Here is a 20,515-nt window from a genome sequence, read left to right on the forward strand (position 1 = left end):
CTGTTCAGTTACTTGTCTCGGAGCTTCACCGAGTAAATGGCCCCGCGGCGCAGGTCGTTCTCGCCGTACTTGGCGCGGTCCGTTTCCTTCTGCCGATCAATCGCCTCTTGCGCGAAGTCGGTGTCTTGATGCACGACGAATCGCCCCTCATATGCCGGGTCCGTCGCGACACTCATCGGGAAGCCGTGCGGTCCCCGGTCCCTGTCTTCTTCGCTCGAGGCGAGGAGCGCGGCGACCTGTTCGCCGTCCCACTCGGGCTCGCGGGAGGCGACGAGGCGGGAGATGCGTCCTTGCTCGTCCCGCTCGATTTCGATGACCTCACGGGGCTCCCACCCGCCGAGCCTGCGGGGTGAGACTCCAAGCTCTCGGGCGAGTCGGCGGACTGCTCGAGCGTGCGGAGTCGCGCTTTTTTTGCTGCGATGGTCCGCATCTGAGGCATGCCCTGGTTGAGGATGAAAACCGCATTGAAGATGTCGACCCTGGTCGGGCCGGACAGGATCGGCCACAGCTCCGCCCATGTCGTAGCAGGGATGAACTCTTCCGGCCTGTCCTCGTCCACGAGGTAACCGGAAACCTGCGCGACATCCTTCGCCACTTCACGCACGTTGTACTTGAACGTCTGATCCTTCTCCACGCCCGGCTGAGGCGTCGACTCGTACGTCCGGCGAGCCCACTCCTCCGGATCGATCGCGCGAAACCGGAGGGAAACCAGGTGCTCGCCGACGAGGGCGGCGACGTCCACGTGCATGTTCGGGTCGCGATCGGGGCGGGGTGTCTTGCTCGTCGTGTCGATGAGCTGGCTGAGGCCGGCTAGTCCGGTCATGATGTTCCTCCCACGGAAACGCCCTCGGATGGTGGGCCTGCCGGGCGCTCCGTGGGCGCGGTTGTACGCCCGGCAGGGGTAGGTGGGGGTTACGCCCCAGCGACGACCTCGACATCGGTCGCCACACGGCGGCGGACGTTGAGGCGCTGGATGCGCTTGAGCTCCGTGTTGCGGGTGGGCATGACCTTGCGCTGACGACCCGCGCGAACAGGGATCACGTCCACGACCTGATCCGCGGCGAACGCGAGCTCACGATCCACGGCGAAACGCTCCACGATGTAGCCGGTCGCCCGGTACGGGAGCGCGAGACGCAGCTCGTCATCGGCCGTATTCGTGTACACGTACGAGATCTCGAGCGTGTGCTCGTCGGTCCCGTCGTACTGCACCGGCTGAGCCACCCCGACACGGTTCGCCGTGATCGGCGCGTCGTTGACCGTGTGGTTGTACTCACCCTCACCGACCCACAGGGACAGCGGGATCACCGTGGCACCGTTCAGTTCAGCGGCGGTCGGCGCGTTGATGTCCGCAATCGCGGGCACCCACACGGCCAGGAAGTTGTCATCCGCGAGAATGCCCTCGGGAATTTCGACGTCAAATGCCATCAGGCTTCTCCTTCGTAGATTCGCCCACGGAATTGGAACCGGACCGCTTACGTGCAGGCCGGATGACGTGCTTCGACGGCCGCGGTTCGGAAACCGGCGACTTGTCGAGCACCTTGTAGCGGTCGGGGAACGCAGCGACCAGCGCCACGGGGGCGTCGAACTCGTGCAAAGCACCATCGACGGATCTCACTCGAACGAAACTCACGAGACGTCCTTCCGGGAGATGAACATGAACGTGACATCGCAGTAGTACAGGGGCGGCGACACGTTGGTATCGGGGAGGACGCGGTCGACGGTGTCGAGCTCAAGCGAGGACACCTTCCGGCCAGCGACCACAGGGGTGGCGCCGACCAAGCGGGTGAGAAGCCGGTCGACGAGGTCCGCGCAACCCAGCGCAGACACCGACACGGCACGCACCTCGTAGTGGTACGTCGCCTTCGAGTCCACGCGAGCCTTCACCGCAGTGCGCTCATCGTTCAGCTCATCCGGCGGCGTCGGGTAGACGATCACGTACGTAGACCGCTGCAACTTCCCATCCGGAGACACCAGAGCCGACGCATGCACCTTGCCGGCGAGGTCCGCGTCAGCCGTCAGCAGAGCCGCGACTGCCTCGTAATGCTCACGGATCATCACAGCCCCCGCTTCCGCAACGACTGATCCACCGCGAGCTGCATGCGATCCACGAACTCACGCTCAGCGAACACCTGCGCACGATCGATCGAACCGCGCGCATTCCCGCGGACGCCCTTGTTGGCTTCCTCGAGAATGCCCAGCGACGGGATCAGACCGCCTCGACCCGTCTTGCCGCCATAACGCTTCAGGTTCGGGCCGACATCCACGCGATAGGTGTTGTCCGACGCGGCGAGCATCCGCAGATCCGAGTAGTCGATGGTCGGCGCATACCGGCGAGCGATCGACCTGCCGAACGAACGGCGTGCGTCATCCGCCCAAAACTTCTTTGTCCGGATCGCCGACTGTTGCATCGACTTCCGCACCTCAACCTTCGCCACCACGGCAAGGTCAGCGCTCAACGTCCGCAGCTCGCTGAAGTCATAGGACACGCCGCTCACGAGGATTCCTCCTCGACCGGGAACCGCAACGCCGTCACCTGACCCGACTCCGGCTGACCAGCGACACGAAACCGCCGACCCACAAGACCCGGATCAACCGACGACGCCGACACGATCGCGTACATGCCCTCATGCACCCCTGACGTGCCCACAGGCAGCTTCAAAACCACCGACTGCACCGAAGCCGACTGACCAGCAGCCGACGCGTCAGAAACCGTCGTAGAAGACCACTTCAGGCGAGCGGGACCCGAGTAGACCGGGGAGCCGATTGACTCGACCGTCTCGAAGTTCGGCCCCGGCTCGGAGGTGAGGGTGCCGATTGCGACCGTCTCCGTCATCAGGCGTCGATGAATCGGCGGCCCTGCCCGAGCACGCCGTGAACGCTCACCACCCGGACTCCGCATCCCACGAGCGAGAACGCGCGTAGCCTGCCGGGCGTATGGTGAACGCTCCCGAAGAAGCCACGCCAGACGGCGTCAGCATCGCGAACTCCGCGTCTGACAGGTACAACGCTCCGGTCGACACGGCCGCATCGAGCCGGTAGCGGTAGTCATCGCCCTGCTCCTCGAGCTTGCCCTCAGGATTGCGAAGGACACGCAGCACCATCGAGCACTGCACCTGAGTCGCCAGCGACGTAAATACAGGGTCAGCCAGTCGAGTCTCGGCCCCCGGAACTCGCGAGACGATGATCGCCCACGCGTCCCCGAGAAGCTTCGACCCGACCGTCTGCTCCTGCTCGGTGAGGGTGCGCAACGACTATCCGCTAGATCCTGCGACGTAGCCGGTCCAGCCATCGCGCACCCCTCCGTTACTTCTCGTCCGGCTTCGAAGCCCGCGCGGGCTTGAAGACCGACTTGTTCTGGATCGCCTTCACGGCCCAGGCGGGCACCTCGTCGCCCGGAGCGAACGTGTGCGACACGCCATCCTCGTCATGGACGGTGACGTACGAGATCAGCTCGCTCATGCGGCCACGACCGCCTGGAAGGTGAGGTCGGGGTTGGCGAGCACGGGGAGCGCGATGCCCGCCGCCTTCGTCCACACCGCGACCGGGTCCTTCGTCGAGTAGGAGCCGGCGACGATTCCGGGCTCGTCTCCTGCAAGGCCAAACTCGGACTCGAGCGACTCGGCCGTGGTTCCCCAGAACGTGCCACCGAGCTGCGACGCGCCGGGCGCGGGCAGGAGGATGACGTTGTTCGCGGGGATGACCCGGGTGGCGACACCGCCGACGTTGATCTGCGCCTCGTTGACGACGATCGGGGGCAGGCCGTAGGCCTGCAGGATCGTGTTCAGGATGAGGGGCGAGACGATCGACGGGGCGACACCAGAAGTGGCGGCGAACGCCCGGACCTCAGCGGTGCGGAGGATCGCGGACAGCACCGCCTGCGAAGTGAGGATCGCGCCGGGGTTCTGACCACCGTTGTTCGTGCGGTAGGCGTCGACCAGGCGATGAGGTCAGCGATCGGAGTCGCCGAAGCGGAAACCGTCCACAGGGTGCCGGGCGCCTGGTTGGTGTGACCGGCGCGGCGACCGAAGTCGACGTCAGCGATCACGCCGTCCTCGTTGATGCTGACCTTGCCAGTGGCAAGAGCGGCACCCCGAGCGAGCTCGATGCGCGCAGCGACCGACTGGACCATGCGGTCGGTGTCGTTGAACACCGCGTTCACAATCTGGTCGGGGAGCTGGCGCTGACGGAGACGGTCGTACTCGGAGAGCTTGATCTTCCGCGAGATCGGGGGGAGCTCGCCGGTGACGCGGGTGACACCGGGGCGCGAAGCGATCGCGGACTCAGCGTCGAACGCGCGGAAAGTGGCCGCCTCGGCGAGTCCCTGCCCGCCACGGGAGAAGCGGTAGTTCAGGTCGTCGACGTTCTCCGAAGGGAGGAACTGCGACAGGGTGAACTGGTTGGCCTCGAGGTCGGCGAGCGCGGCGCGCGCGTACCCGGTCAGCTCGGTGGGCGTGATGTAGTCGGTAGTGATCAGCATTTCTCAGCCCTCCTTAGATGTACTGGATACGGCCCGCGACGTCGGCCTTACCGGCGGCGTCAATGGCGAACGGAAGCTTGGACTCGTTGACGCGACCGTGCACGAGGATCGGCACGACGATGTCGCCACTGCCGACCTTCTGGCCGGTCAGCAGGTGTCCGACGAGCGTCTGGCGCCCATCGGTGGCAGCGTCGTCGTAGAGGCCGTACTTGCCCGACGCGGTGATCCTGCCGAGCTTCGTGCCCGAAGGCAGGTGCCCAGACGGGTAGTGGGTGCCGGCGGTGAGGCCGGACGAGGTGAGGGTGACAGTGCCGCTGATCGCGGCGTCCTGTCCGTGTGCCGAGTCGAGCCAGGACTGGTCGTCCGACCCGAACGACTCGACGCGAGGCGCGAGGTCCATGGGGTCTCCTTTGGAGAGTTGAGGGGGTTACTTCTTGGGCGGGTGCTTCTCGCGATACCGGGCCGCTCCCGCATCGACCGAGCCGCCGGACGGCGTGCTCTTGGGTCCCTGCGAGGGGTCGGGGCGAGGGTTGGTCGACTGCGCCTGCGGGATCACCGAGAGGAGCGTGTCGGCGTCAGCCGCCATCTCTTCGCGGGTCGAGCCGATGAGTCGCGCGGCGAGGCTCGCGGGGAGCCCCTTCTCGAGAGCGACCGCGTTGCGCAGAGCGTCGCGCTCCGACTTCGCGTTCTGCTCAGTGAGAGTCGCGTTCTCCTTCTTCAGCCGCTCGACTTCCGTGAGCTCGGCATCAGCACGCTTCTGCGCCTCCGCCTCAAGCTCAGCGACACGTCGCTCAGCGGCCGAACGGGCTGCCCGCTCCGCCTTCAACGCCTTCTCCCCGCCATCACCGAGAGGCTTATCCCCATCCGGCTTCGGCGGATCTACGGGCGCCCCAGGAGTTGCCTCGTCATCCGGAGCGGTGAGGAAGCGAATTCCTCGCATCTCCATGACCGACGGTGCAGGGCGAGTCCAGATCGGCTTGCAGGTGTCTTCCATGTGGTTCCTCCATCGCGGAAAGACCCGGCCGCACATCGCATGCGTCGGGAGAATGTGTGCGGGCTAGTTGCCCAACGTGAAGTTGCCGTAGCGGATGGTCGCTCGGTTCACGAGGACGCGATCCTGTCTGCGCTGCTCGGCGATGGCCGCGAGGTCGTAGCCGCCGTTGGGCTTGTACTCGAGGTAGCCGGCGTCTCGTAGGAATGCCTGCCGTAGCGCCTGGTCGTCGCCCGCGATCTCGAGGATTGATTCGGGCATCAGTCGGACGCGTCGAGCTGACGTGTAGCGGTCGCCAGCGAGACGCACCCGGTTCTCCTCGCGCCGACCGAAACCGCCGCGGGACGTGGTGCCCTCTGACGTTGCGTAGACCCGCACCGGAGTGCCGTCTGGGCGCCGCCCGATCGTCGTTTTGGTCATGCGCGAGTAGTCCGCGTAGGACTTCGGTCGGCCCATGCCTCGACGGGCGTTGACGACCTGTCCGAGGTCGGCGCCGTCACGGATGGCCTGCGCCCCCGCCTTGCCGAACCGCCGATCCTGCTCGGCTGGTGATAGCTCTTCGAACAGGTCGTTGGGACCCTTGTAGTTCCGCTCACGCGCTTCCTCGAGCGGAACCGGGCGAGTAGTGCAACGGCATGCCGGGTGCCGTTGGAACTGCTTCGAGAACCGGTCACTGCCCGCCAGCGCCATGCATCGCGAGCACGCGCCCGGTTCCACCATGCGGACGTACTGCACGTACCCACGGCCAACCGACGCGACCATGTCGGAACTACGCGCCTGATCAGCCAACGCCGTCTTCAGCATCGTCGCCAGGTAGGTGGCCCCAGAAAGCATCGCCTCCCGAGCACCAAGTCCGGCACGCACCGCCTCTTTCGTGGCCGTCACAGCCCCGTACAGGCCCGTCTCGATGCCCCTACCGGAGCCGTCGACACCGGCGAACGCCTGCGGGACAAGCGAAGTCGGCTCCTCGTCGAAGTCGTACTCCGTCGAGAGTCGCGAAACGTACCGATCCGAGCCAGCAGCAGCCTGAACCTGCGCCGCGTTGAGCGACATGGCCAAGGCTGGTGCGACTACTGCCCAAGACGCGTCAAGAGCGGCAAAATCGACCTGACTCCAAGCCCGCCGACCACGAGTCGCCAGCTTCTCGCTGAGCCCGATCAGTGACGCCTGCCTGGCATCAGCGATCGACTCAACGGAAGGCACGGCTACTCCTCAGCGGCGAAACTCCCGGACGCGGCCGTGTCGCCGAAATTGACGCCCAGGTTCGCGTCAGCGTCGCGCCGCTGCTTCATCTTGCGGATCGCCTCAGGCGTCTCACCCAGCCGCTCCTGCGCCGTCTCCCAGTCGGTAAGACCTGCCTGGTAGCGCTTCACGATCGCGTCGGTGACCATGCCGATCGTCGGGGTTCCGGCGTCCTGCCAGATCGTTTCCATCCGGCGGGCATCCGGGTCCCACTCGCCGTCACGGAACCTCATCACGAGGCGTTGCATCGACTCGTAGCTGTGACCGAACGGCGTCTGCTTCCGCTCCGTGCGCTTGATCAGCCGGGTGTCACCCGCGCGCTGACCCTCAGCGGACGGAGGGTTGTTCGTGTTCACGCCGAAGTGATCGATGGGAAGACCAGTCAGACCCGATGCCTGCCGGGCGTACATCGTCACGGCCTTGTCCCAGTTCCCGAGATCCGCCGCATCGAACTGGAACGTCTTCGCTTCCTTGTTCGCAAGCGCCCACACCCCGCCGTAGTACGTCTCCCACGCGGGAAGCACGTTGCCGGCCTCGTCGATGAAGTCCGACTTGGTCGCACCGAGCACGCCACGAGTCGGAGCCGCAATCGACTCCTGCGCGAGCTGCAGGTTAGTTACCGCACGCGAGGCGCTCTCCGCAACGGGGATGACGCGAGCCATCTCCGACACGCCCTCGAGCACCGCGCGACGCCGACGAGTGGCGCGTGAACGGTTCACCATCGGCACGACCGGGACTGTCCCCAAGTTGTGCACGTCGGGGTCGTACTCGTCTACCCACTTCGACTTGTCGAGACGCAGCCAATAGGTCACGTTCGGCAGGTACAAAGTCGCTCGACGCGCCCCGTCGTCACCCACGTACTGACGCACAGCGCCAGTCACGTGATGCGTCCGAGGATCGCGAATCGCGGTCATCTCCTGCGGGGACTCGACCGTGATCAGCGGGTAGTCGCTGTCTTCCTCGTTCGTTCCCACGCAGAGGTAGGAGCGTCCGAGAGCGAGCGCGTCGATGTGAGCGAACGACTGGCGCTCGTCCATGTTGTTGTACGTCCACACGCCCCACAGGGACTCGTCAGCAGTCATCCCCGGCATCCGGAAGCCCGTGACGTTCAGGCGCTCCTCGATGGAATCCACGGCCGTAGCGGGCCAAGCGAGCCACACCGCGAAGTGCTCGAGCTCGGGAGGAATCGACAGCCCAAGCTGCTTCAGCTTCTCCTGGCCCTCGTACACGTCGTTGTAGTAGCCGATCTCACGCTGCGCACGCGAGTGGAGCGACTGCAGCTTCTTGAACAGGTTCGATTCGTCGTCGTTCAGGGGCATCCAGAACCTCCCCTAACGTCGGAACACAAGAACCGTGTTGTTCGCCTCAGCCCAACCGGACTTGATGGAATCCATTGCCGCCTCATGGGCGAGAACGCTGGACATGGTGTAGTCGATTTTGCGGTGGTCCTCGCCGACAGGCTTTCCAAGGATGTACCGGCGAACCTTCGTCAGCGGGTCCATCTCCTTGGAGCGCATCACCGCGTTACTCATGTGATCCGCTACCTTCGCGTCGCCATCGTGAGTGAAACGCGAGTCCGTGTTCGTAATGTCCGTCCGGAACCGCTCGAGAGCACCATGCATCGGTGCAATCCGGTACGTCGGCCACTTGATGAACACGCCCTCACCGAACTCCGAAGCCAGGTCATCAATCTCTGTCTCCCACATCGGCGGGTCGAAGTAGGCCCGGACGATCTGGAACTGAGTAGCGACATCGCGGATAGCCCGCATCACGTCACCGCGAGGGACTCGACCACCATGCTCAGTCGGATTCCACAGCGTCGGCTCCTGATTCACACCCCACCGAGGTGTGAACTGATGCAGCGTGTCGAGCGTCTCGGCGCGCAACCCGGTGTGGTCGTTGTTGTCCGAGCCGTCGAAGCCCAGCGCAACCGCCGTACGAGGAGAGACCGTGATCGTCTCGTCCTTCTTCGACTCCCACTCGCCATCCTCAAGCCACTTGCCAGCACCGCGCAGCAGCAGATTCCCGAAGAACCGCCCGGCCTGCGTGTAATCGCGAGCCATGATCGACTTCGCCGTGGCCTCGATCGAGTCGAGATTCACCCACCACGAGCCCTCATAGGCGTATTCGTGAATGCGGCGACGGTCAGCGGCCTTCCGATAGTCGAGCAGCTTCCCATCCGGCGTCCGCAACACGTCGTTCGGGTTGCGGTAGAAGACAAACACGTCGTCCTCATGCGCCTCGAAAGTCTGCTGAGCGTACGAATTCTCCGTCGGGTCCCAGGCGTTCGTCGTCAGATGGACGCGACCGCCCATACCCGCCGCGCCACGGGATTGCGTGTCCGCGACGTCGACCATCTTGTTGGCCGTCGTGTACAGGCCCGCCTCGTCCTGCTCGGCATCCGAGATCGGATTGCCCAGGCGCGACCGAGCCGAAGCCGTGACCACGTCGATGCGGTCCAGATCTTCCTGGTCGGACAGCCCGAGCACCCGGATGAAGCCCTCACGGACCGCCAGGAGCTCGCGCAACGGACCGAGGTTGATCATCGCCCGCAACGGACGGTAGATGTTGTCCGCCTGCTCCTGCGAGTTCGCAGTGATCTGAATCAGTGGCGACGGGTGACGCATCCCCATCGGCTCGCCGGCTTCGTACCGGTACGCCTCAGGCGACTCTTCCCAGCCACAAGGGCAGCCGTTGTCAGCGCACGAGTAGACCTCGCCGCCGACAGCCCAACCGGCGAAAACAGACGGCCCACACGCCTCGAAAGACACCTGAGCAGCCGAATACGGACCTTTGCCCGTCTTCTGTGGCGCCACGATCAGCGTCTTCCTGTAGTGAAACGCCTGATTCAGGGTCGGCGGATTGTCAGGACCGACCAGCTCACGAGGCACGAACTTCGCCTCAGGACGCACCCGATAGCGGTTCGCGTGGCACCAGAACTGCCAATCAGCCATCTGGAACGCCTTGCCGCGAGTGAAACCATCAGGAACCCGGCAATGACGCGTGATCCACGCGTCACCCAGGTCACCCAGGGTCGGGAAGTCGACGACGAACTCAGCCATCAACCGCCCTCAATCGCCTCGAAGGAGCCGCAGTCACCGCCTTCGGAGCGTCACGCTTCTCCGCAACCTCATCGACAGCAATCGCCCACCCGTTCTCCCGCAGACCAGCCGGCGTAAAGCCGATCTGGTCACGGAACCGGTGAAGCTGACCGACCAGAGCGGCCGAAGCATCAGGATCGAGCTCCACCGCCGTCTTGATGCGGCAATACTCAGCGACCGTCTGCCAACGCCACGACTGCATCGACCACGCACACGCCTGCGGGGTACTCCACGCATCCGCCCACACCGCCAGCTCACGCTCACGGAACGACTCAGTCGCCGACTCGTCAGCCACCTTCGTTCGCTCCACCTGCGCGTAACGCGTCACAAGCGGCAGAGGGAACGCGGGCGGCTCCTCGCCGTACCCCTCAGAGGGCAGCGCTGTCAACTTGAAACCGCGACGATCCGACCTACCCGACTTCGGATCAGGCTGCGGACCCGACCGGTTACGTGCACCACCTCGAGCCATCAGCAATCACCTCATCCGTGTGGGTTTCGGAAGTTCTGAACCCTCCGCACCATCGAGCCCCCACCCCGGCGGTCCGATCGAGAGGCGACCTAAGGGGAGGGGGCAGGGGGGTGTGGGCGATCGCCGAAGCTCGAGCGACAACGAGGGCGAGTCAAAGTCGCAATCATCGATGCGAGGCTCGTCCACCAGCTGCTCTATTGCATCGGCCAGCGTGCTCAGGGCCGCGTGTGATGGTGCGGTCCAGGTCGTCGTGACCTAGGTCCCATGCTTCGGCGGCGCCGATGAGCTCAGTGCAGCGCCAGCATCGGATGGTGCCGGTCTTGACGAGCGCCGACCAGTCGCGCCTCAGCGCGTCGTGTGCGGCGTTGTAGCCTCGGGCTTGCCTGCTACCTCGTGCGCTCTCACTGTGTCGTCTGTGTACATCGCAGCGACCAGAAGCGGATATGAGTGTGGGACAGCCCACCTCGGTGCACACCTTCACGCATCATCGCTATCGATGCGTGCGAGCAGTTGCCGTCGCACCTCGCCATCGATTCGTGCGCCTAGCTGATGAGGTAGTAATGGCGCACCAAAACCGTCATACGCGACAGCACGAGTCAGCTCTGTCCTGCCATCCTGAGTGCCGTCTGCCATCTCTCTCCCTTGACGATTGAGCGGATGTAACGCGCGGACACTGGGTAGTCGGCGGCCATCGAATACGAGGACTCGCCCTGTCGAGAACGTGCGAGCATCTCGACGACCTGGTCGATGGTGAGCTTTGCGTGTGGGCTCTTCTCGCCGTGGGTGCTTCGACCCTTGGCTGCCATGTCTTGCATGTTGGCCTTGCATGTGCCTGCCGTCAGATGATCGGGGTTGACGCACTGCGGGTTGTCGCACGAGTGGGCAACATGGTCTGAGGGCCGAGGCATGCGCCCGGTACTGAGCCACACGGCAAACCGATGAGCTCCGACAGCAGCGTGAGGCGCGATCGTGAAGACTCCGTAGCCCGCGGCGATTCGTGTTCCTCGCCAGTGCCAGCATCCATCGTCTGCGATGTCCCATCCGATTTGCGCGAAACGGTCCTCGGGGTGGATGCGGAAGTCGGCGCGTTCGCTCGTCGGGTAGCGGCTGATCTCGCCGTCGAGTCTTGCGCGCTGGTAGTGCCTGCTACAGAGCCCCCGGCGTTCGGCTTGGCGCTCGCATTCTCGCAACGAACACTCGATGGCTTCTTTGGCCTTGCGATGCGACGGCCCAAGGGGTGCCAGCTCTTTGCCCAGCCGGTACTGCTCAACGTGACCGGAGCACCATGCTCGAGACGGGCGCTTTGGCCGGCCGCACGACCCTTCGCGTCCCGGCCCTTCGCAAAGTCCTGACGTATGCTTGTTCATAGCAACTCCTTCGATGAGTTGTTCACGCCCCCGGCTGTTAGCGCAGCGCGGGGGTTCTCTGTTGAGTTAGTGGGGTGCGTCTAGCTGTGGGCGCGCGCGTTGGTCACGCGCTGGTACACGAGGCAGGATGCGCAGGTACCGACGGGATGCCCGAGGTCTTCGTGCGTGCAGACGAGTAGTCCGTCCCCGTAAGCAACCATGTCCCCGCCGCAAGCACATGACTTCATCGTCAGACCGCGTCGTAGGTGGCGACGAAGATGTCGGGCTTGCACGGGTAGAACTCGCCCTGAACGCCGCGGATGATGTAGTCGCCGAGCTTGGCGGTCATCATCCCTTCGAGCGTGGGGATGAACAGTGAGCCGTCGTAGGTGATCGGCGAGTACTTGCTGGCCGGTCCCTCAGCGGGGCGCTCAAGGCCACCGGACCATTCCGCGATCTCGGCGCTGTTCTCAGCAGTGAGCGGTCCGAGCGCTTCGATCTCGACGGGCTTCTTGCGGTACGTGGCCATGCTGCTCTCCTCAATGGGTGTTGCCTCGTGCTCGCGTCGCTTGCGTGTGCGCTTAGCTGCTGTGTCGACGGCCGAGGCAAGTGGTGTTCGCAGTTCTCGTCCGCTGTCCCAGGCCATGCCGATCGACTCTGGGGTGAGCGGGGGTGCTGCGAAGAATGTGTACGCGATGGCCGAATCGAATTGATCCGTACACTTTCGCGTCGAGCACTGGGAAGCGGGGTCTCATGGCATCTGCCGGAGCGACCGGGTGCGCCTTGCACAGGCGCTGACATGAGACCCCGCTTCGAGCGAGGGCAACCATGGGCGTTCCCTTAGTGAGCCCGGGGTATCCGATTCGGGCTCTATCCGGTCGGTAGTGGGAACGCGTGTGAGGCGGACCATGCCGATCCGGAACGTGTGCACTCGGAAGCGGGACCTAGACCGAGGCCAGTCATCCCTGGGACGACTTATCGGCCCCACTCCGAGGCAAGATGGCAGTTTTGATCACGAACTCACGCGCCGGACCACCATGTGAAACCGGTCTAGCCGACCTACTGCGAGCGCGGGACGTATCGGCAAAGTCATCCGCGCAAGATCCGCGCCTACGAGCCAGAGGCTAGGGGCGCGGAGGGGTAAAGCCGAGGACGGCCACTGCGGCCCTCGACTCCGTCCACGGTCAGGCCTGTAAGCGCCTGACCGTGGGACTTGGCGCATCGTGTGCGCCGTGCAACGCAAAAAGGCGGCCCCCCCGAAGGATGACCGCCTCTCTGTGAAGGTGTCGAACTGGACGGGGACATAGTCCCGCGAATTCGTGTCTATTAGACCATGGATGTCGGGGGTTGCGCAACTAGCTGGCGGCTTGTTCGGCGGCTTTCTGTTCGAGGGCGTATGCGAGTTCGCGTACTCCGAATGCGGTGTCGCATGCCCTGCAGAGTCCTCGTCCGCCGTCTGGGAAGATTTCGCCTTCTCGGAAGGTGATGACGAGTGGCCGCGCGTACTCTTCTCGCGTCTTCGGATTCCACCAGGTGCGAGCGTCGCAGACAGGGCACGGGTCGGGCAGGTCCATGATGCGCGGCGGTTCGATCTTCCCTTCGATTTCAGCGGCCCATGACCAAAGGTGCTTGAGGTAGAACTTGTCTTCCTCGTAGTCGCGGTTCTTCTGCCGGTAGACGACGAACCATGCGGCGAGCGTCTTGCCAGAGTCGGGCTTAGTGATGGTTGACCCGGCGAGTCGTGCCCAGTCGTTGACGCTGTTGTTGATGCGGATGAATCGCCAGAGCGCGTCGGTGTCGAGGATGTTCTGCTGCGACTTGAGGGTGCCGCCTGCTGATCCGCCCATGGTCTCGCGGATCATGGTGTCGAGCGTTTCGAGCAGTGGCGGCAGGTTGACGGGTGAGATGCATTCGATGCCATTCTTCGACTGCACCACTTTCGAAGTTCTCGGTTTGGTGAGCGCTTCTACTGCGAGGAGGAGCGCGTCGTCGTCAGTCATCGGCGTCCGTTCTCGTCAAGGGTGGACAGGAAGTCGTTGTATGCCTTCGCCCTGTCGCGGAACCGGTCGCGTTGGCGCTTGGCCCATTCGCGGTGCGGCATGGCTTCGAGGGGTGACCAGGGGCAGACGGTGTCGTCGTCAAGGCGAACCATCATTGTCGCCTCGTTCTCCTTGGGCAGGCGTTCGACCGTCCCGTACTCGGCGATCAGGTCGACGTAGTTTCGGCGCTCGTACCCTGCGCGGACGACACGTTGGTCTTCCCAGAATGTGAAGATTCGGTCCTTGTCCACGAAGTGATTCTTGCCAGGTCGGAAGCGGAACGTTTTGCGCTTGTCGGTCATCGGGTCTCCTTGAATGTGAACGCGCGCCGGTGTCTGCCACTAGCACTGACTTCGATCTGGTAGCCGGTGGCCATCTCAATCAGGTATCCGGCTCCGTGCTCCCATGACCAGAAGATCTCGGTCACTTCGCCGTTGGGATCGCGGCTCATTCGACCCTCCCGAAGACTGCCGATACTCGGGTGATGATTCGGCAAACCCAGGTTTGGAAGGGCACCATGCCCTCGATGCGCATGCCGCAGTTGCCGCAGCGGTATCGCTTCATCGGTTCACCTCTGAGGGCATGGTGGTGATGCGCCGGACAAGTGCCTCGTGGGCCATGCGATGAGTGCGCACGAGTAGGTCGAGGTCGTCGCGTGCGTAAGAGTGTTCTTCGTTGCCGCATGCGCACCGCCAGTAATAGCCGGACAGCTTGCTCATGTCGTCTCCTGTTCGTGGTGAATCTTCGCGGCTTCCGCCATGCGCGCCATGAGCAGGGCGGGTTTCTCGGCGGTGGTGATTTTGCCGCCGTGGAAGTGAACTTCTGAGCCGATGAGTTGCCCTGGGTGGGCGGCGCGGTCGTAGGTGACGTCGTTCGGGTACCACTTGACGGGGACGATCGCTGTGATCGCGTCGACTTCCACCCAGCCGTCGTCAACTTGCATGAAGGCTCGGTCGGTCATGTCGTCTCCTGTTCGTGTTGTTCGCGTATGTGGTCGCGGCAGAGCGACGGGACCGGGAAGTGTGCGGGACAGTGAGGGCACTTCACAGGTTCGGCCACGCTTCAGTAGTCGAATCGGTGGTGGTGTGCGTCACGGTCGTGGTGCGCTCGCGAATCAGCGCTACAGGCTTGGCGGGCGCGTTCACCCTGGCGGCGCGTCCCATAGCGGCCATCTCAGCGACGTGGAGGAGCATCGCTTCTCGGTGTATCGGCTCCTCGGTAAGCGCCTGCTCTCGGGTGTCGTAGGAGCCGTATCTGGTCCCGTCTGGCAGGACTGTGACCCAACGCACGTACTCGTACCGTGACTCTTCATCGACGGCCATGTGTCTTCCTCCTGGGGTATGCGGAAAGCCCGCCCTCCTTGTGGAGTGACGGGCTTTCCGGCGGGTGGGGGTTACTACTTGTTCCACGGATTCGCGGCATGGAAGTGGGTGAGGATGTCTTCCTCACTGGCGTTGTCGAAATCCCAGTCCTGGTTCTCCATCGCCCGCTTTCGTTGGGCGGCTGCTTCTTCGAGTGCGTCTGCCCTTGCCTGCTTGAGCTGTCCGGCCAGCCACGAGGACGACAGGATCGCGTCGGCAAGGGCGTCGTGGAATGGAACGCCGATGCTGTGGTGCTCGAGCAGCACCGCCAGTTCGTCGCGCCCGTTCTCAGCCACCATGAGCCGCCCCCTCGTTCGTCGTGCCTTTGATGGTCCCGGGCCGAATGACCACGTACTCCACCCCGGCCTCAGCGGCCATACCGATCGCTTCCCGGATGTCCTCGAATGTCGGGGAGCAGCGGACCGAGTGCTCACCCGTCCGCCAGTTCCAGTACTCCTCGAGCATCAGTAGCCCTCCTTCTGCCTCTGGTCGAGCAACTGTTGCGTGTGCTGAGCGAGTGCCCGGTCCGTCGTCGTGTCGATGAGGTGCTGCACGTACTCGACGTCGATGTCCATCAGGTGCCTCTCGTGTCGTGCCTGATCCCGATATCTCCGCCGGCTATGTGGGCGGCGATGAGGAGGACGGCGAACGTGAAGAGGATGCGGGCGAGGAGGCTCATGCGTCCTCCGCCTCGAGTACTCGTTCGATTTGTCGGACTCCTTGCGGGGTGATCTCGCCCGCGTCGAGCAGGAGACGAAGGAGAGCGCGGAGGCGGGGATGCGTGGCGGTCATGCGTCGTCGTCCATCTCGGACTGCGCGATTGCTTTCGCTTCATCGGCCAGGATCGATCGCACCTCGGCGCCCGAATAGGTCCGTCCGGGCTCGAACAGAGAGCGGGAGAGCATCACCGAGTTGGCAACGGACGGTCGTAGCGCCCTCCAAATCAGTGGGCGCAACCACCTCGCGCGCTTGTCCCACCGGGCGGTCATGCGTGTACCGGCTTCTGTTCCGGTGCAGGCCATCCGACTGCGTAGTACCCGGGTGGCGGTGAGGGCCGGAGTTTTCCGCGTCGAAGCTTGCGGCCAATCGCGCGCGGTTTTCCTTTGGGGCGCCAGTACCGGACCCGAATGTGCTGACGACGAGCGGCTGCGAGAAGCTCCGGGGCCATGAGGTATTGCCGCTGAATACCAGTGTTCGCGTCGGTTGCGAGGATCACACCTCCCGGAAGCGCCTCAAATCCGCCGCCGGGCCACATCACGTAGACGGTGCCCCGACGCTCATGGACAGTCGCCCAGTCTGCAATCGTGAAGTGTGGCTCATGCTCCACCTCGAACCAGATTGCTGCGGTTGCTGGGGCTTCAGTCACGGTCGGTCTCCTCAGAACGGCATGTCAGCGGGAACGGTGGATGTGGGTGCGAACGCGTCGGGCTCCCAGTCGTTGACGGGACGCGACACCGGAGCTGCAGGCTGCTGCTGCTGTCGTCCGGTCTGCGCGAGCTCGACACTGGTGGCCTTCACGACGAGGTCGTAGTACTTCTTCCCGTCGTGCTCTCGGGACTCGGTGACCTCAGTGCCGACGATGTTGACCCGGTCGCCCTTCCGGAACTGCGTAAGGTCCAGGTCGACGCCGTACGCGACCTTCACGGTGCGGAACGTGCGGCCATTGTCGACCCACTCGTCGCCGTCCTTCTTGCGGTGCGTCTCAGCCGTCTTCATGCCCCATGCCGGGTGCTGCTCGGCGTTCTTCGTCCAGCTTTCGACGAAGGCAGTGAAGGTGATGGATGCCATTGTTTGTCCTCAGTTCGTTCTTGCAAGAAGGTGGCGCCAGATCCGGCCAGCCACGATGTTGCTGATGGTGGGTGCAGAGACGCCGAACTCGTCGGCGAGGTCTTTCAACATGCGGCCAGCAGTGACTGCTGCGCGGATGCTTAGAACGTCTGCGTCGGTGAGTTTTGCGCGTCCGTGCGTGGCGCCTTTCGCCTTTCGGCCACGATCAATCGCGTCCTGCACGTTCTGCTGTTCCGTGCCCCAGTAGAGATGCGCTGGATTGACGCATGGCGGGTTGTCGCAGGTGTGGCAAGCGCGCTCCATCGAAGAGGACGGCTCTCCGGCTGCGCGCACGAGGGCGAAGCGGGAGGCGATCATTCGGTGCTGCTGGTCGAGGCGGAAGCGTCCGTAGCCGTCGATAGTCCGACCCGCGGTCCACTCCCAGCACTCATCGGGCGCTCCGTGCGCGTACTTGGCGTCGAAACGCTGGTCGACGGTCAGTGTGCGGGTACCATTCATGGCAACCCCTCCATTCGGTCAAGCGATTTGGTCGGGCGAGGCCCCGGGTTGAGTGTTGACGCACTCCCTGGGGCCGCTTCAATTCTAGGGCCTATTGACTGATATGACCTGCCTTTCGGCGTTCTTCTTTGATGCGTATTCGACTATGCGTTCTTCGGTCGCTCTTCGCCGATTGAGCCAGCCCGCGACTTCATTTACGCCGACTTCATCGAAACCCGACGGCGCCGGAAGAAGGTAGCGCCGCATCCGGTACTCCATGACGCGATCCTTGTGGCGTTCCCGAGAGTCTCGGTCAAGTCGCCCGCCCGGCCTTTCCGCTCGCACTGAATCGACGTCTAGGTCTGCGACGAAGCTCTCCCAGATCTGTTCGTGGTCAATCACCTTCTTGTTCCTCTCGTTGGCAGCGGGCGCAGATGGGCTCTAGGCGCGTCAGGATGTAGCCGGGGTGACGGGAACACGTCGGGGCGCTTTCGATCGCTCTGGACGCAGCACGTAGCCGCTGGGCGCCACGTATGACGTGCGCCGGCATCAGGTACTCCGTTGATTCGCGTCGATGCTGAATGATCGCCTGCCTTGCGAGGGTCACGTCGAGATGACCGAGCACCTCCATCCACGCCTGCACGGTCTCCGGTGCGACCGTGCGGTTGTCGATGATCGACGCGTACGTCAGGAGCTCGGAACACTCACGCGGGGTCATCGGGTATCGGCTCCCACGGCCCAGCAACACGTCGCCTGACAATCACGTAGCGGTACGGCACCGTCTTGCGCTTTTCCACGGCGTTCTCGCGCTCCATCTCCTCGACTGCCTCCTCATGCGTCTTCCAAGGCCCGCCGCTTCCGGGCAACCCCGACCCGCGCTCTGCCACACGGAGCGAGTACTCCCACTCGGCATCACCGCGCTCGGAGGAAATGGCCCACTCGAGAGCGTCCGCGAGCTGATCTAGGAACGATCGGCCTAGGCGCGGATTGCGCTCGAGCCGTGCCGAACGTGACCGGGTCTCTCGCACCAATGCCCTTACCGTGTCGTCGTTCATCCTTCGATCTCCTTCATCCTCTGTTCTTCTTCTTCGAGCCGCCGGAAGTAGTCGACGGTCGGCATGTTCTTCTGCGCCGCGGTCGGGCGAGGTTGGGTCGCGTTCGTCTGGTACTTCTTCGCGTTCCCCAGCCATGTCCTGAACGCGGCATCCCAGTCCCGCTGTCTTCGATCGTTCGCGGCCGCATGGTTCCGGAACTGCGACTCCTCATGGCGGATGTCGATGCCATGCAGGTCGCAGTACTCGTAGGCGGAGTTCGCGGGACCCCAGCCGTCAGGGAGAGGAGACTCGGGCTTGCGACGAGTGGACTTCGACTCGGGCGCGCTCACACCTTCGTTAGAAGGTGTTGTCTCTGTCTCTGTCTCTGTCTCTGTCTCTGGGTTCAGTTTCGTTCGCGTTATGTTCCCGCTCTGTTCGGCCCTGTTCGCGGTCTGTTCGATTGTGTTCGTCGTCTGTTCGTCGCTGTTCGACGCCTGTTCCGCTTTCTGGCGTCTGACCTGGCCAGACTTGCGACCCGCGTCAGCCTTCGCCTTGCTCACCGCGGCCCGCTTCTCCTCGATCTCCGCGCGCAGAGGGTGGTGCTTTTCGAAGTCGCGGATCTGCCAACCGTTCTCGACAGGCACCCACGAGGGTCTTTCGGGATCGTTGGCGCTCAGTTCGTCGGCCACGTCTTGCCCCCAACGACGCAGCACAATTCGCTTGTCGAGGAAACCGTCGGACATCATGCGGCGGGCGTAGAAGATGCCCTCGAAGAACGCTCGGAACGCTTCGTTGCTGAGGATGATGACTTTCGGGTGCTCGTCCATGCCGATGTCGAACGGGGCGTAGAGGCGGTCGTCCTTCGACATCAGCGCATCACCCACTTGGTGCACTGTGGGCAGTGACGCTCGAGCGTGAAGCTGTCGACGATTGTGTCGGTGTAGGTGCTCGAGAAGGGGCGCTCGCGGGTCACGTTGTAGGCGGGTGAATCCTCGCGGATGCACCGCGCTTCTTCGAAGTGAGCAGATGCCCGATTCTCGTACTGAGCCACTTCAACGCGGACGGCATCGGGCTCCCACGCTGCGTACTCACGCCGGTGCTGCTGCAACCGGCGGAACACGTCAACGCTGAGGCCGACGTACAAGAACCGGCCGTCAGCGTCGAACGCCTTGTAGACGTCGTGGGGGAACTTGGCGAGCCTGCGCTGTGACTTGTTCAGCATCAGGCGACCCCGCCAAAGTCGAGCGGCGCCTCTTGGAAGCGTGCCCTCAGCGACAGGTCGAGGTATTCGCGGCTGATGTCGATGCCGACGTACTTTCGGCCGTGCTGTAGGGCGACCTGACCGGTCGTACCGGAGCCTGAGAACGGGTCGAGCACGGTGTCACCGACGCGCGACCCGGCGAGGATGCATGGGCGGATGAGGTCGGGCGGGTAGGTCGCGAAGTGCGCACCGGGGAACGGTGTCGTGGCGACGTGCCAGACATCGCGCTTGTTTCGCCCCTCGAGGTGCTTGAGTTTGTCGGCGTCAATCGACTTAGTGCCCCGGGCATCGACCGGCGATCCCTCCATCTGCCCCTTCGCGTAGGTCTTGTACCCAGCGGCGTAGCGGGCGGCGGATTCGGGGGCGGCTTCTTCGCGGATGGCTTTAGCGTCGTAGTAGTACTTCGCGTTCTTCGCCAGCAGGAAGATGTGCTCGTGTGCCTTGGTGGGCCGGTCCGTGACCGACTCAGGCATGACGTTCTTCTTCGCCCAAATGATCTCTGAACGCAAGATCCACCCGTCCGCCTGCAGTGCGAACGCGACTCGCCACGGGATGCCGATCAGGTTCTTCGGCGTGATGCCCTCAGTGGCGAGTGACTTCTTGAGCTTCTGCTGGCGGTCGGCGCGTCGGTCAAGTCCGGCGTCTGCCTTCCACTTCGCGCCGTTGATGTCGTGGTTGCCGTAGCCGCCGCCTGCGTACGAATCACCGAGGTTGAGCCACAGCGTTCCGTCGTCCGCGAGCACGTCGCGAAGTGCGGCGAAGACAGCGACGAGCGCAGCGACGTACTCCTCGACGGACTGTTCGGCCCCGATCTGCCCGTCCTCGCCATAGTCGCGCAGACCGAAGTACGGCGGCGACGTGACGATGGTCTGCACCGATCGCGGCGGGAGGGTCTTCGCCACGTCTGCGGCGTGTCCGTGGTGTAGCTC

31 protein-coding genes are annotated in these 20,515 nt (G+C 64.0%); all 31 read right to left on the reverse strand.

The features are described from left to right. Positions 1-8 precede the first annotated feature (8 nt). Positions 9-134, reverse strand: a complete 126-nt coding sequence (locus B0T42_RS21935; RefSeq protein ID WP_269087508.1) for a hypothetical protein — start codon at positions 132-134, stop codon at positions 9-11. Between the two features lie 38 nt (positions 135-172). Then, a complete protein-coding gene (locus B0T42_RS07245) occupies positions 173-823 on the reverse strand; it encodes a hypothetical protein (protein ID WP_077222568.1) in 651 nt (216 codons plus the stop codon). A gap of 89 nt (positions 824-912) precedes the next feature. Continuing rightward, entirely contained in the window at positions 913-1,425 is a 513-nt protein-coding gene (locus B0T42_RS07250; protein WP_077222569.1) for a phage tail tube protein, read from the reverse strand. A gap of 201 nt (positions 1,426-1,626) precedes the next feature. Next, positions 1,627-2,058: a hypothetical protein gene (locus tag B0T42_RS07255; RefSeq protein WP_077222570.1), complete on the reverse strand. Its 432-nt coding sequence runs from the start codon at positions 2,056-2,058 to the stop codon at positions 1,627-1,629. Next, a complete protein-coding gene (locus tag B0T42_RS07260) occupies positions 2,055-2,495 on the reverse strand; it encodes a hypothetical protein (protein WP_077222571.1) in 441 nt (146 codons plus the stop codon). The genes B0T42_RS07255 and B0T42_RS07260 overlap by 4 nt, the downstream gene beginning before the upstream one ends. Continuing rightward, entirely contained in the window at positions 2,492-2,899 is a 408-nt protein-coding gene (locus B0T42_RS07265; RefSeq protein ID WP_269087509.1) for a DUF6093 family protein, read from the reverse strand. Before B0T42_RS07265 ends, B0T42_RS07260 begins: the two co-directional genes overlap by 4 nt. After that, entirely contained in the window at positions 2,880-3,248 is a 369-nt protein-coding gene (locus tag B0T42_RS07270) for a Gp19/Gp15/Gp42 family protein (protein WP_077222573.1), read from the reverse strand. The genes B0T42_RS07265 and B0T42_RS07270 overlap by 20 nt, the downstream gene beginning before the upstream one ends. Positions 3,249-3,303: 55 nt before the next feature. Then, a complete protein-coding gene (locus B0T42_RS19940) occupies positions 3,304-3,459 on the reverse strand; it encodes a hypothetical protein (protein ID WP_158078063.1) in 156 nt (51 codons plus the stop codon). Beyond that, entirely contained in the window at positions 3,456-3,872 is a 417-nt protein-coding gene (locus tag B0T42_RS21940; protein ID WP_201788502.1) for a major capsid protein, read from the reverse strand. Before B0T42_RS21940 ends, B0T42_RS19940 begins: the two co-directional genes overlap by 4 nt. Continuing rightward, on the reverse strand, positions 3,782-4,477 hold the full coding sequence (locus B0T42_RS07275; protein ID WP_201788503.1) for a major capsid protein: 696 nt from the start codon (positions 4,475-4,477) through the stop codon (positions 3,782-3,784). Before B0T42_RS07275 ends, B0T42_RS21940 begins: the two co-directional genes overlap by 91 nt. A gap of 13 nt (positions 4,478-4,490) precedes the next feature. Further along, on the reverse strand, positions 4,491-4,877 hold the full coding sequence (locus B0T42_RS07280; protein ID WP_077222574.1) for a head decoration protein: 387 nt from the start codon (positions 4,875-4,877) through the stop codon (positions 4,491-4,493). 27 nt (positions 4,878-4,904) lie between these two features. Next, positions 4,905-5,471, reverse strand: a complete 567-nt coding sequence (locus B0T42_RS07285) for a capsid assembly scaffolding protein Gp46 family protein (protein WP_139344443.1) — start codon at positions 5,469-5,471, stop codon at positions 4,905-4,907. A 63-nt stretch (positions 5,472-5,534) separates the two neighbouring features. Beyond that, positions 5,535-6,671: a hypothetical protein gene (locus B0T42_RS07290; RefSeq protein ID WP_077222576.1), complete on the reverse strand. Its 1,137-nt coding sequence runs from the start codon at positions 6,669-6,671 to the stop codon at positions 5,535-5,537. Positions 6,672-6,673: 2 nt separating this feature from the next. Further along, positions 6,674-8,029 carry a phage portal protein gene (locus tag B0T42_RS07295; protein WP_077222577.1) on the reverse strand — a complete coding sequence of 452 codons (1,356 nt, stop codon included), beginning with the start codon at positions 8,027-8,029 and terminating at the stop codon, positions 6,674-6,676. Between the two features lie 12 nt (positions 8,030-8,041). Beyond that, complete coding sequence (locus tag B0T42_RS07300) at positions 8,042-9,772, reverse strand: hypothetical protein (RefSeq protein ID WP_077222578.1); 1,731 nt, start codon at positions 9,770-9,772, stop codon at positions 8,042-8,044. Next, on the reverse strand, positions 9,765-10,106 hold the full coding sequence (locus B0T42_RS07305; RefSeq protein ID WP_201788504.1) for a hypothetical protein: 342 nt from the start codon (positions 10,104-10,106) through the stop codon (positions 9,765-9,767). Before B0T42_RS07305 ends, B0T42_RS07300 begins: the two co-directional genes overlap by 8 nt. 770 nt (positions 10,107-10,876) lie before the next feature. Further along, the gene (locus B0T42_RS19445) at positions 10,877-11,647 is read right to left on the reverse strand and encodes an HNH endonuclease (protein WP_077222580.1); all 771 of its coding nucleotides are present in this window, start codon (positions 11,645-11,647) and stop codon (positions 10,877-10,879) included. Between the two features lie 229 nt (positions 11,648-11,876). Further along, a complete protein-coding gene (locus B0T42_RS07320) occupies positions 11,877-12,155 on the reverse strand; it encodes a hypothetical protein (RefSeq protein ID WP_077222581.1) in 279 nt (92 codons plus the stop codon). Between the two features lie 826 nt (positions 12,156-12,981). After that, positions 12,982-13,626, reverse strand: a complete 645-nt coding sequence (locus tag B0T42_RS07325) for a hypothetical protein (protein WP_077222582.1) — start codon at positions 13,624-13,626, stop codon at positions 12,982-12,984. Next, complete coding sequence (locus tag B0T42_RS07330; protein WP_077222583.1) at positions 13,623-13,967, reverse strand: hypothetical protein; 345 nt, start codon at positions 13,965-13,967, stop codon at positions 13,623-13,625. Before B0T42_RS07330 ends, B0T42_RS07325 begins: the two co-directional genes overlap by 4 nt. A gap of 258 nt (positions 13,968-14,225) precedes the next feature. Further along, positions 14,226-14,384, reverse strand: coding sequence for a hypothetical protein (locus B0T42_RS19945; protein WP_158078064.1), 159 nt, complete (start codon positions 14,382-14,384; stop codon positions 14,226-14,228). Further along, positions 14,381-14,626 carry a hypothetical protein gene (locus B0T42_RS07335; RefSeq protein WP_077222584.1) on the reverse strand — a complete coding sequence of 82 codons (246 nt, stop codon included), beginning with the start codon at positions 14,624-14,626 and terminating at the stop codon, positions 14,381-14,383. The genes B0T42_RS19945 and B0T42_RS07335 overlap by 4 nt, the downstream gene beginning before the upstream one ends. 82 nt (positions 14,627-14,708) lie before the next feature. Further along, the gene (locus B0T42_RS07340; protein ID WP_077222585.1) at positions 14,709-14,987 is read right to left on the reverse strand and encodes a hypothetical protein; all 279 of its coding nucleotides are present in this window, start codon (positions 14,985-14,987) and stop codon (positions 14,709-14,711) included. Between the two features lie 74 nt (positions 14,988-15,061). After that, complete coding sequence (locus B0T42_RS07345; RefSeq protein WP_077222586.1) at positions 15,062-15,325, reverse strand: hypothetical protein; 264 nt, start codon at positions 15,323-15,325, stop codon at positions 15,062-15,064. Next, on the reverse strand, positions 15,315-15,491 hold the full coding sequence (locus B0T42_RS19950; RefSeq protein WP_158078065.1) for a hypothetical protein: 177 nt from the start codon (positions 15,489-15,491) through the stop codon (positions 15,315-15,317). Before B0T42_RS19950 ends, B0T42_RS07345 begins: the two co-directional genes overlap by 11 nt. A gap of 912 nt (positions 15,492-16,403) precedes the next feature. Beyond that, positions 16,404-16,814, reverse strand: coding sequence for a hypothetical protein (locus B0T42_RS07350; protein ID WP_077222587.1), 411 nt, complete (start codon positions 16,812-16,814; stop codon positions 16,404-16,406). A 9-nt stretch (positions 16,815-16,823) separates the two neighbouring features. Then, complete coding sequence (locus tag B0T42_RS19450; protein WP_139344444.1) at positions 16,824-17,312, reverse strand: helix-turn-helix domain-containing protein; 489 nt, start codon at positions 17,310-17,312, stop codon at positions 16,824-16,826. A gap of 683 nt (positions 17,313-17,995) precedes the next feature. After that, the gene (locus B0T42_RS07360; RefSeq protein WP_077222589.1) at positions 17,996-18,346 is read right to left on the reverse strand and encodes a hypothetical protein; all 351 of its coding nucleotides are present in this window, start codon (positions 18,344-18,346) and stop codon (positions 17,996-17,998) included. Then, positions 18,343-19,209, reverse strand: a complete 867-nt coding sequence (locus B0T42_RS07365; protein ID WP_077222590.1) for a hypothetical protein — start codon at positions 19,207-19,209, stop codon at positions 18,343-18,345. Before B0T42_RS07365 ends, B0T42_RS07360 begins: the two co-directional genes overlap by 4 nt. Then, positions 19,194-19,547, reverse strand: coding sequence for a GIY-YIG nuclease family protein (locus tag B0T42_RS07370; protein WP_077222591.1), 354 nt, complete (start codon positions 19,545-19,547; stop codon positions 19,194-19,196). The genes B0T42_RS07365 and B0T42_RS07370 overlap by 16 nt, the downstream gene beginning before the upstream one ends. Further along, the gene (locus B0T42_RS07375; protein WP_201788505.1) at positions 19,547-20,488 is read right to left on the reverse strand and encodes a DNA-methyltransferase; all 942 of its coding nucleotides are present in this window, start codon (positions 20,486-20,488) and stop codon (positions 19,547-19,549) included. Before B0T42_RS07375 ends, B0T42_RS07370 begins: the two co-directional genes overlap by 1 nt. Positions 20,489-20,515: the final 27 nt, after the last annotated feature.

Origin of the sequence: Rathayibacter rhapontici, assembly GCF_001995175.1 — a bacterium.
Classification (GTDB): domain Bacteria; phylum Actinomycetota; class Actinomycetes; order Actinomycetales; family Microbacteriaceae; genus Rathayibacter.

Excerpts from the sequence above, each read along its gene's own strand:
- B0T42_RS07295 (WP_077222577.1), bottom strand. The coding sequence starts at position 8,029 with ATGCCCCTGAACGACGACGAATCGAACCTGTTCAAGAAGCTGCAGTCG.
- B0T42_RS07280 (WP_077222574.1), bottom strand. The coding sequence starts at position 4,877 with ATGGACCTCGCGCCTCGCGTCGAGTCGTTCGGGTCGGACGACCAGTCC.
- B0T42_RS07370 (WP_077222591.1), bottom strand. The coding sequence starts at position 19,547 with ATGCTGAACAAGTCACAGCGCAGGCTCGCCAAGTTCCCCCACGACGTC.
- B0T42_RS07350 (WP_077222587.1), bottom strand. The coding sequence starts at position 16,814 with ATGGCATCCATCACCTTCACTGCCTTCGTCGAAAGCTGGACGAAGAAC.
- B0T42_RS07340 (WP_077222585.1), bottom strand. The coding sequence starts at position 14,987 with ATGGCCGTCGATGAAGAGTCACGGTACGAGTACGTGCGTTGGGTCACA.
- B0T42_RS07360 (WP_077222589.1), bottom strand. The coding sequence starts at position 18,346 with ATGAACGACGACACGGTAAGGGCATTGGTGCGAGAGACCCGGTCACGT.
- B0T42_RS07250 (WP_077222569.1), bottom strand. The coding sequence starts at position 1,425 with ATGGCATTTGACGTCGAAATTCCCGAGGGCATTCTCGCGGATGACAAC.
- B0T42_RS19950 (WP_158078065.1), bottom strand. The coding sequence starts at position 15,491 with ATGCTCGAGGAGTACTGGAACTGGCGGACGGGTGAGCACTCGGTCCGC.
- B0T42_RS07345 (WP_077222586.1), bottom strand. The coding sequence starts at position 15,325 with ATGGTGGCTGAGAACGGGCGCGACGAACTGGCGGTGCTGCTCGAGCAC.
- B0T42_RS19445 (WP_077222580.1), bottom strand. The coding sequence starts at position 11,647 with ATGAACAAGCATACGTCAGGACTTTGCGAAGGGCCGGGACGCGAAGGG.
- B0T42_RS07330 (WP_077222583.1), bottom strand. The coding sequence starts at position 13,967 with ATGACCGACAAGCGCAAAACGTTCCGCTTCCGACCTGGCAAGAATCAC.
- B0T42_RS07275 (WP_201788503.1), bottom strand. The coding sequence starts at position 4,477 with ATGCTGATCACTACCGACTACATCACGCCCACCGAGCTGACCGGGTAC.
- B0T42_RS07320 (WP_077222581.1), bottom strand. The coding sequence starts at position 12,155 with ATGGCCACGTACCGCAAGAAGCCCGTCGAGATCGAAGCGCTCGGACCG.
- B0T42_RS07335 (WP_077222584.1), bottom strand. The coding sequence starts at position 14,626 with ATGACCGACCGAGCCTTCATGCAAGTTGACGACGGCTGGGTGGAAGTC.
- B0T42_RS19940 (WP_158078063.1), bottom strand. The coding sequence starts at position 3,459 with ATGAGCGAGCTGATCTCGTACGTCACCGTCCATGACGAGGATGGCGTG.
- B0T42_RS07285 (WP_139344443.1), bottom strand. The coding sequence starts at position 5,471 with ATGGAAGACACCTGCAAGCCGATCTGGACTCGCCCTGCACCGTCGGTC.
- B0T42_RS19450 (WP_139344444.1), bottom strand. The coding sequence starts at position 17,312 with ATGAATGGTACCCGCACACTGACCGTCGACCAGCGTTTCGACGCCAAG.
- B0T42_RS07245 (WP_077222568.1), bottom strand. The coding sequence starts at position 823 with ATGACCGGACTAGCCGGCCTCAGCCAGCTCATCGACACGACGAGCAAG.
- B0T42_RS07300 (WP_077222578.1), bottom strand. The coding sequence starts at position 9,772 with ATGGCTGAGTTCGTCGTCGACTTCCCGACCCTGGGTGACCTGGGTGAC.
- B0T42_RS07265 (WP_269087509.1), bottom strand. The coding sequence starts at position 2,899 with ATGCGGAGTCCGGGTGGTGAGCGTTCACGGCGTGCTCGGGCAGGGCCG.
- B0T42_RS07325 (WP_077222582.1), bottom strand. The coding sequence starts at position 13,626 with ATGACTGACGACGACGCGCTCCTCCTCGCAGTAGAAGCGCTCACCAAA.
- B0T42_RS19945 (WP_158078064.1), bottom strand. The coding sequence starts at position 14,384 with ATGAGCAAGCTGTCCGGCTATTACTGGCGGTGCGCATGCGGCAACGAA.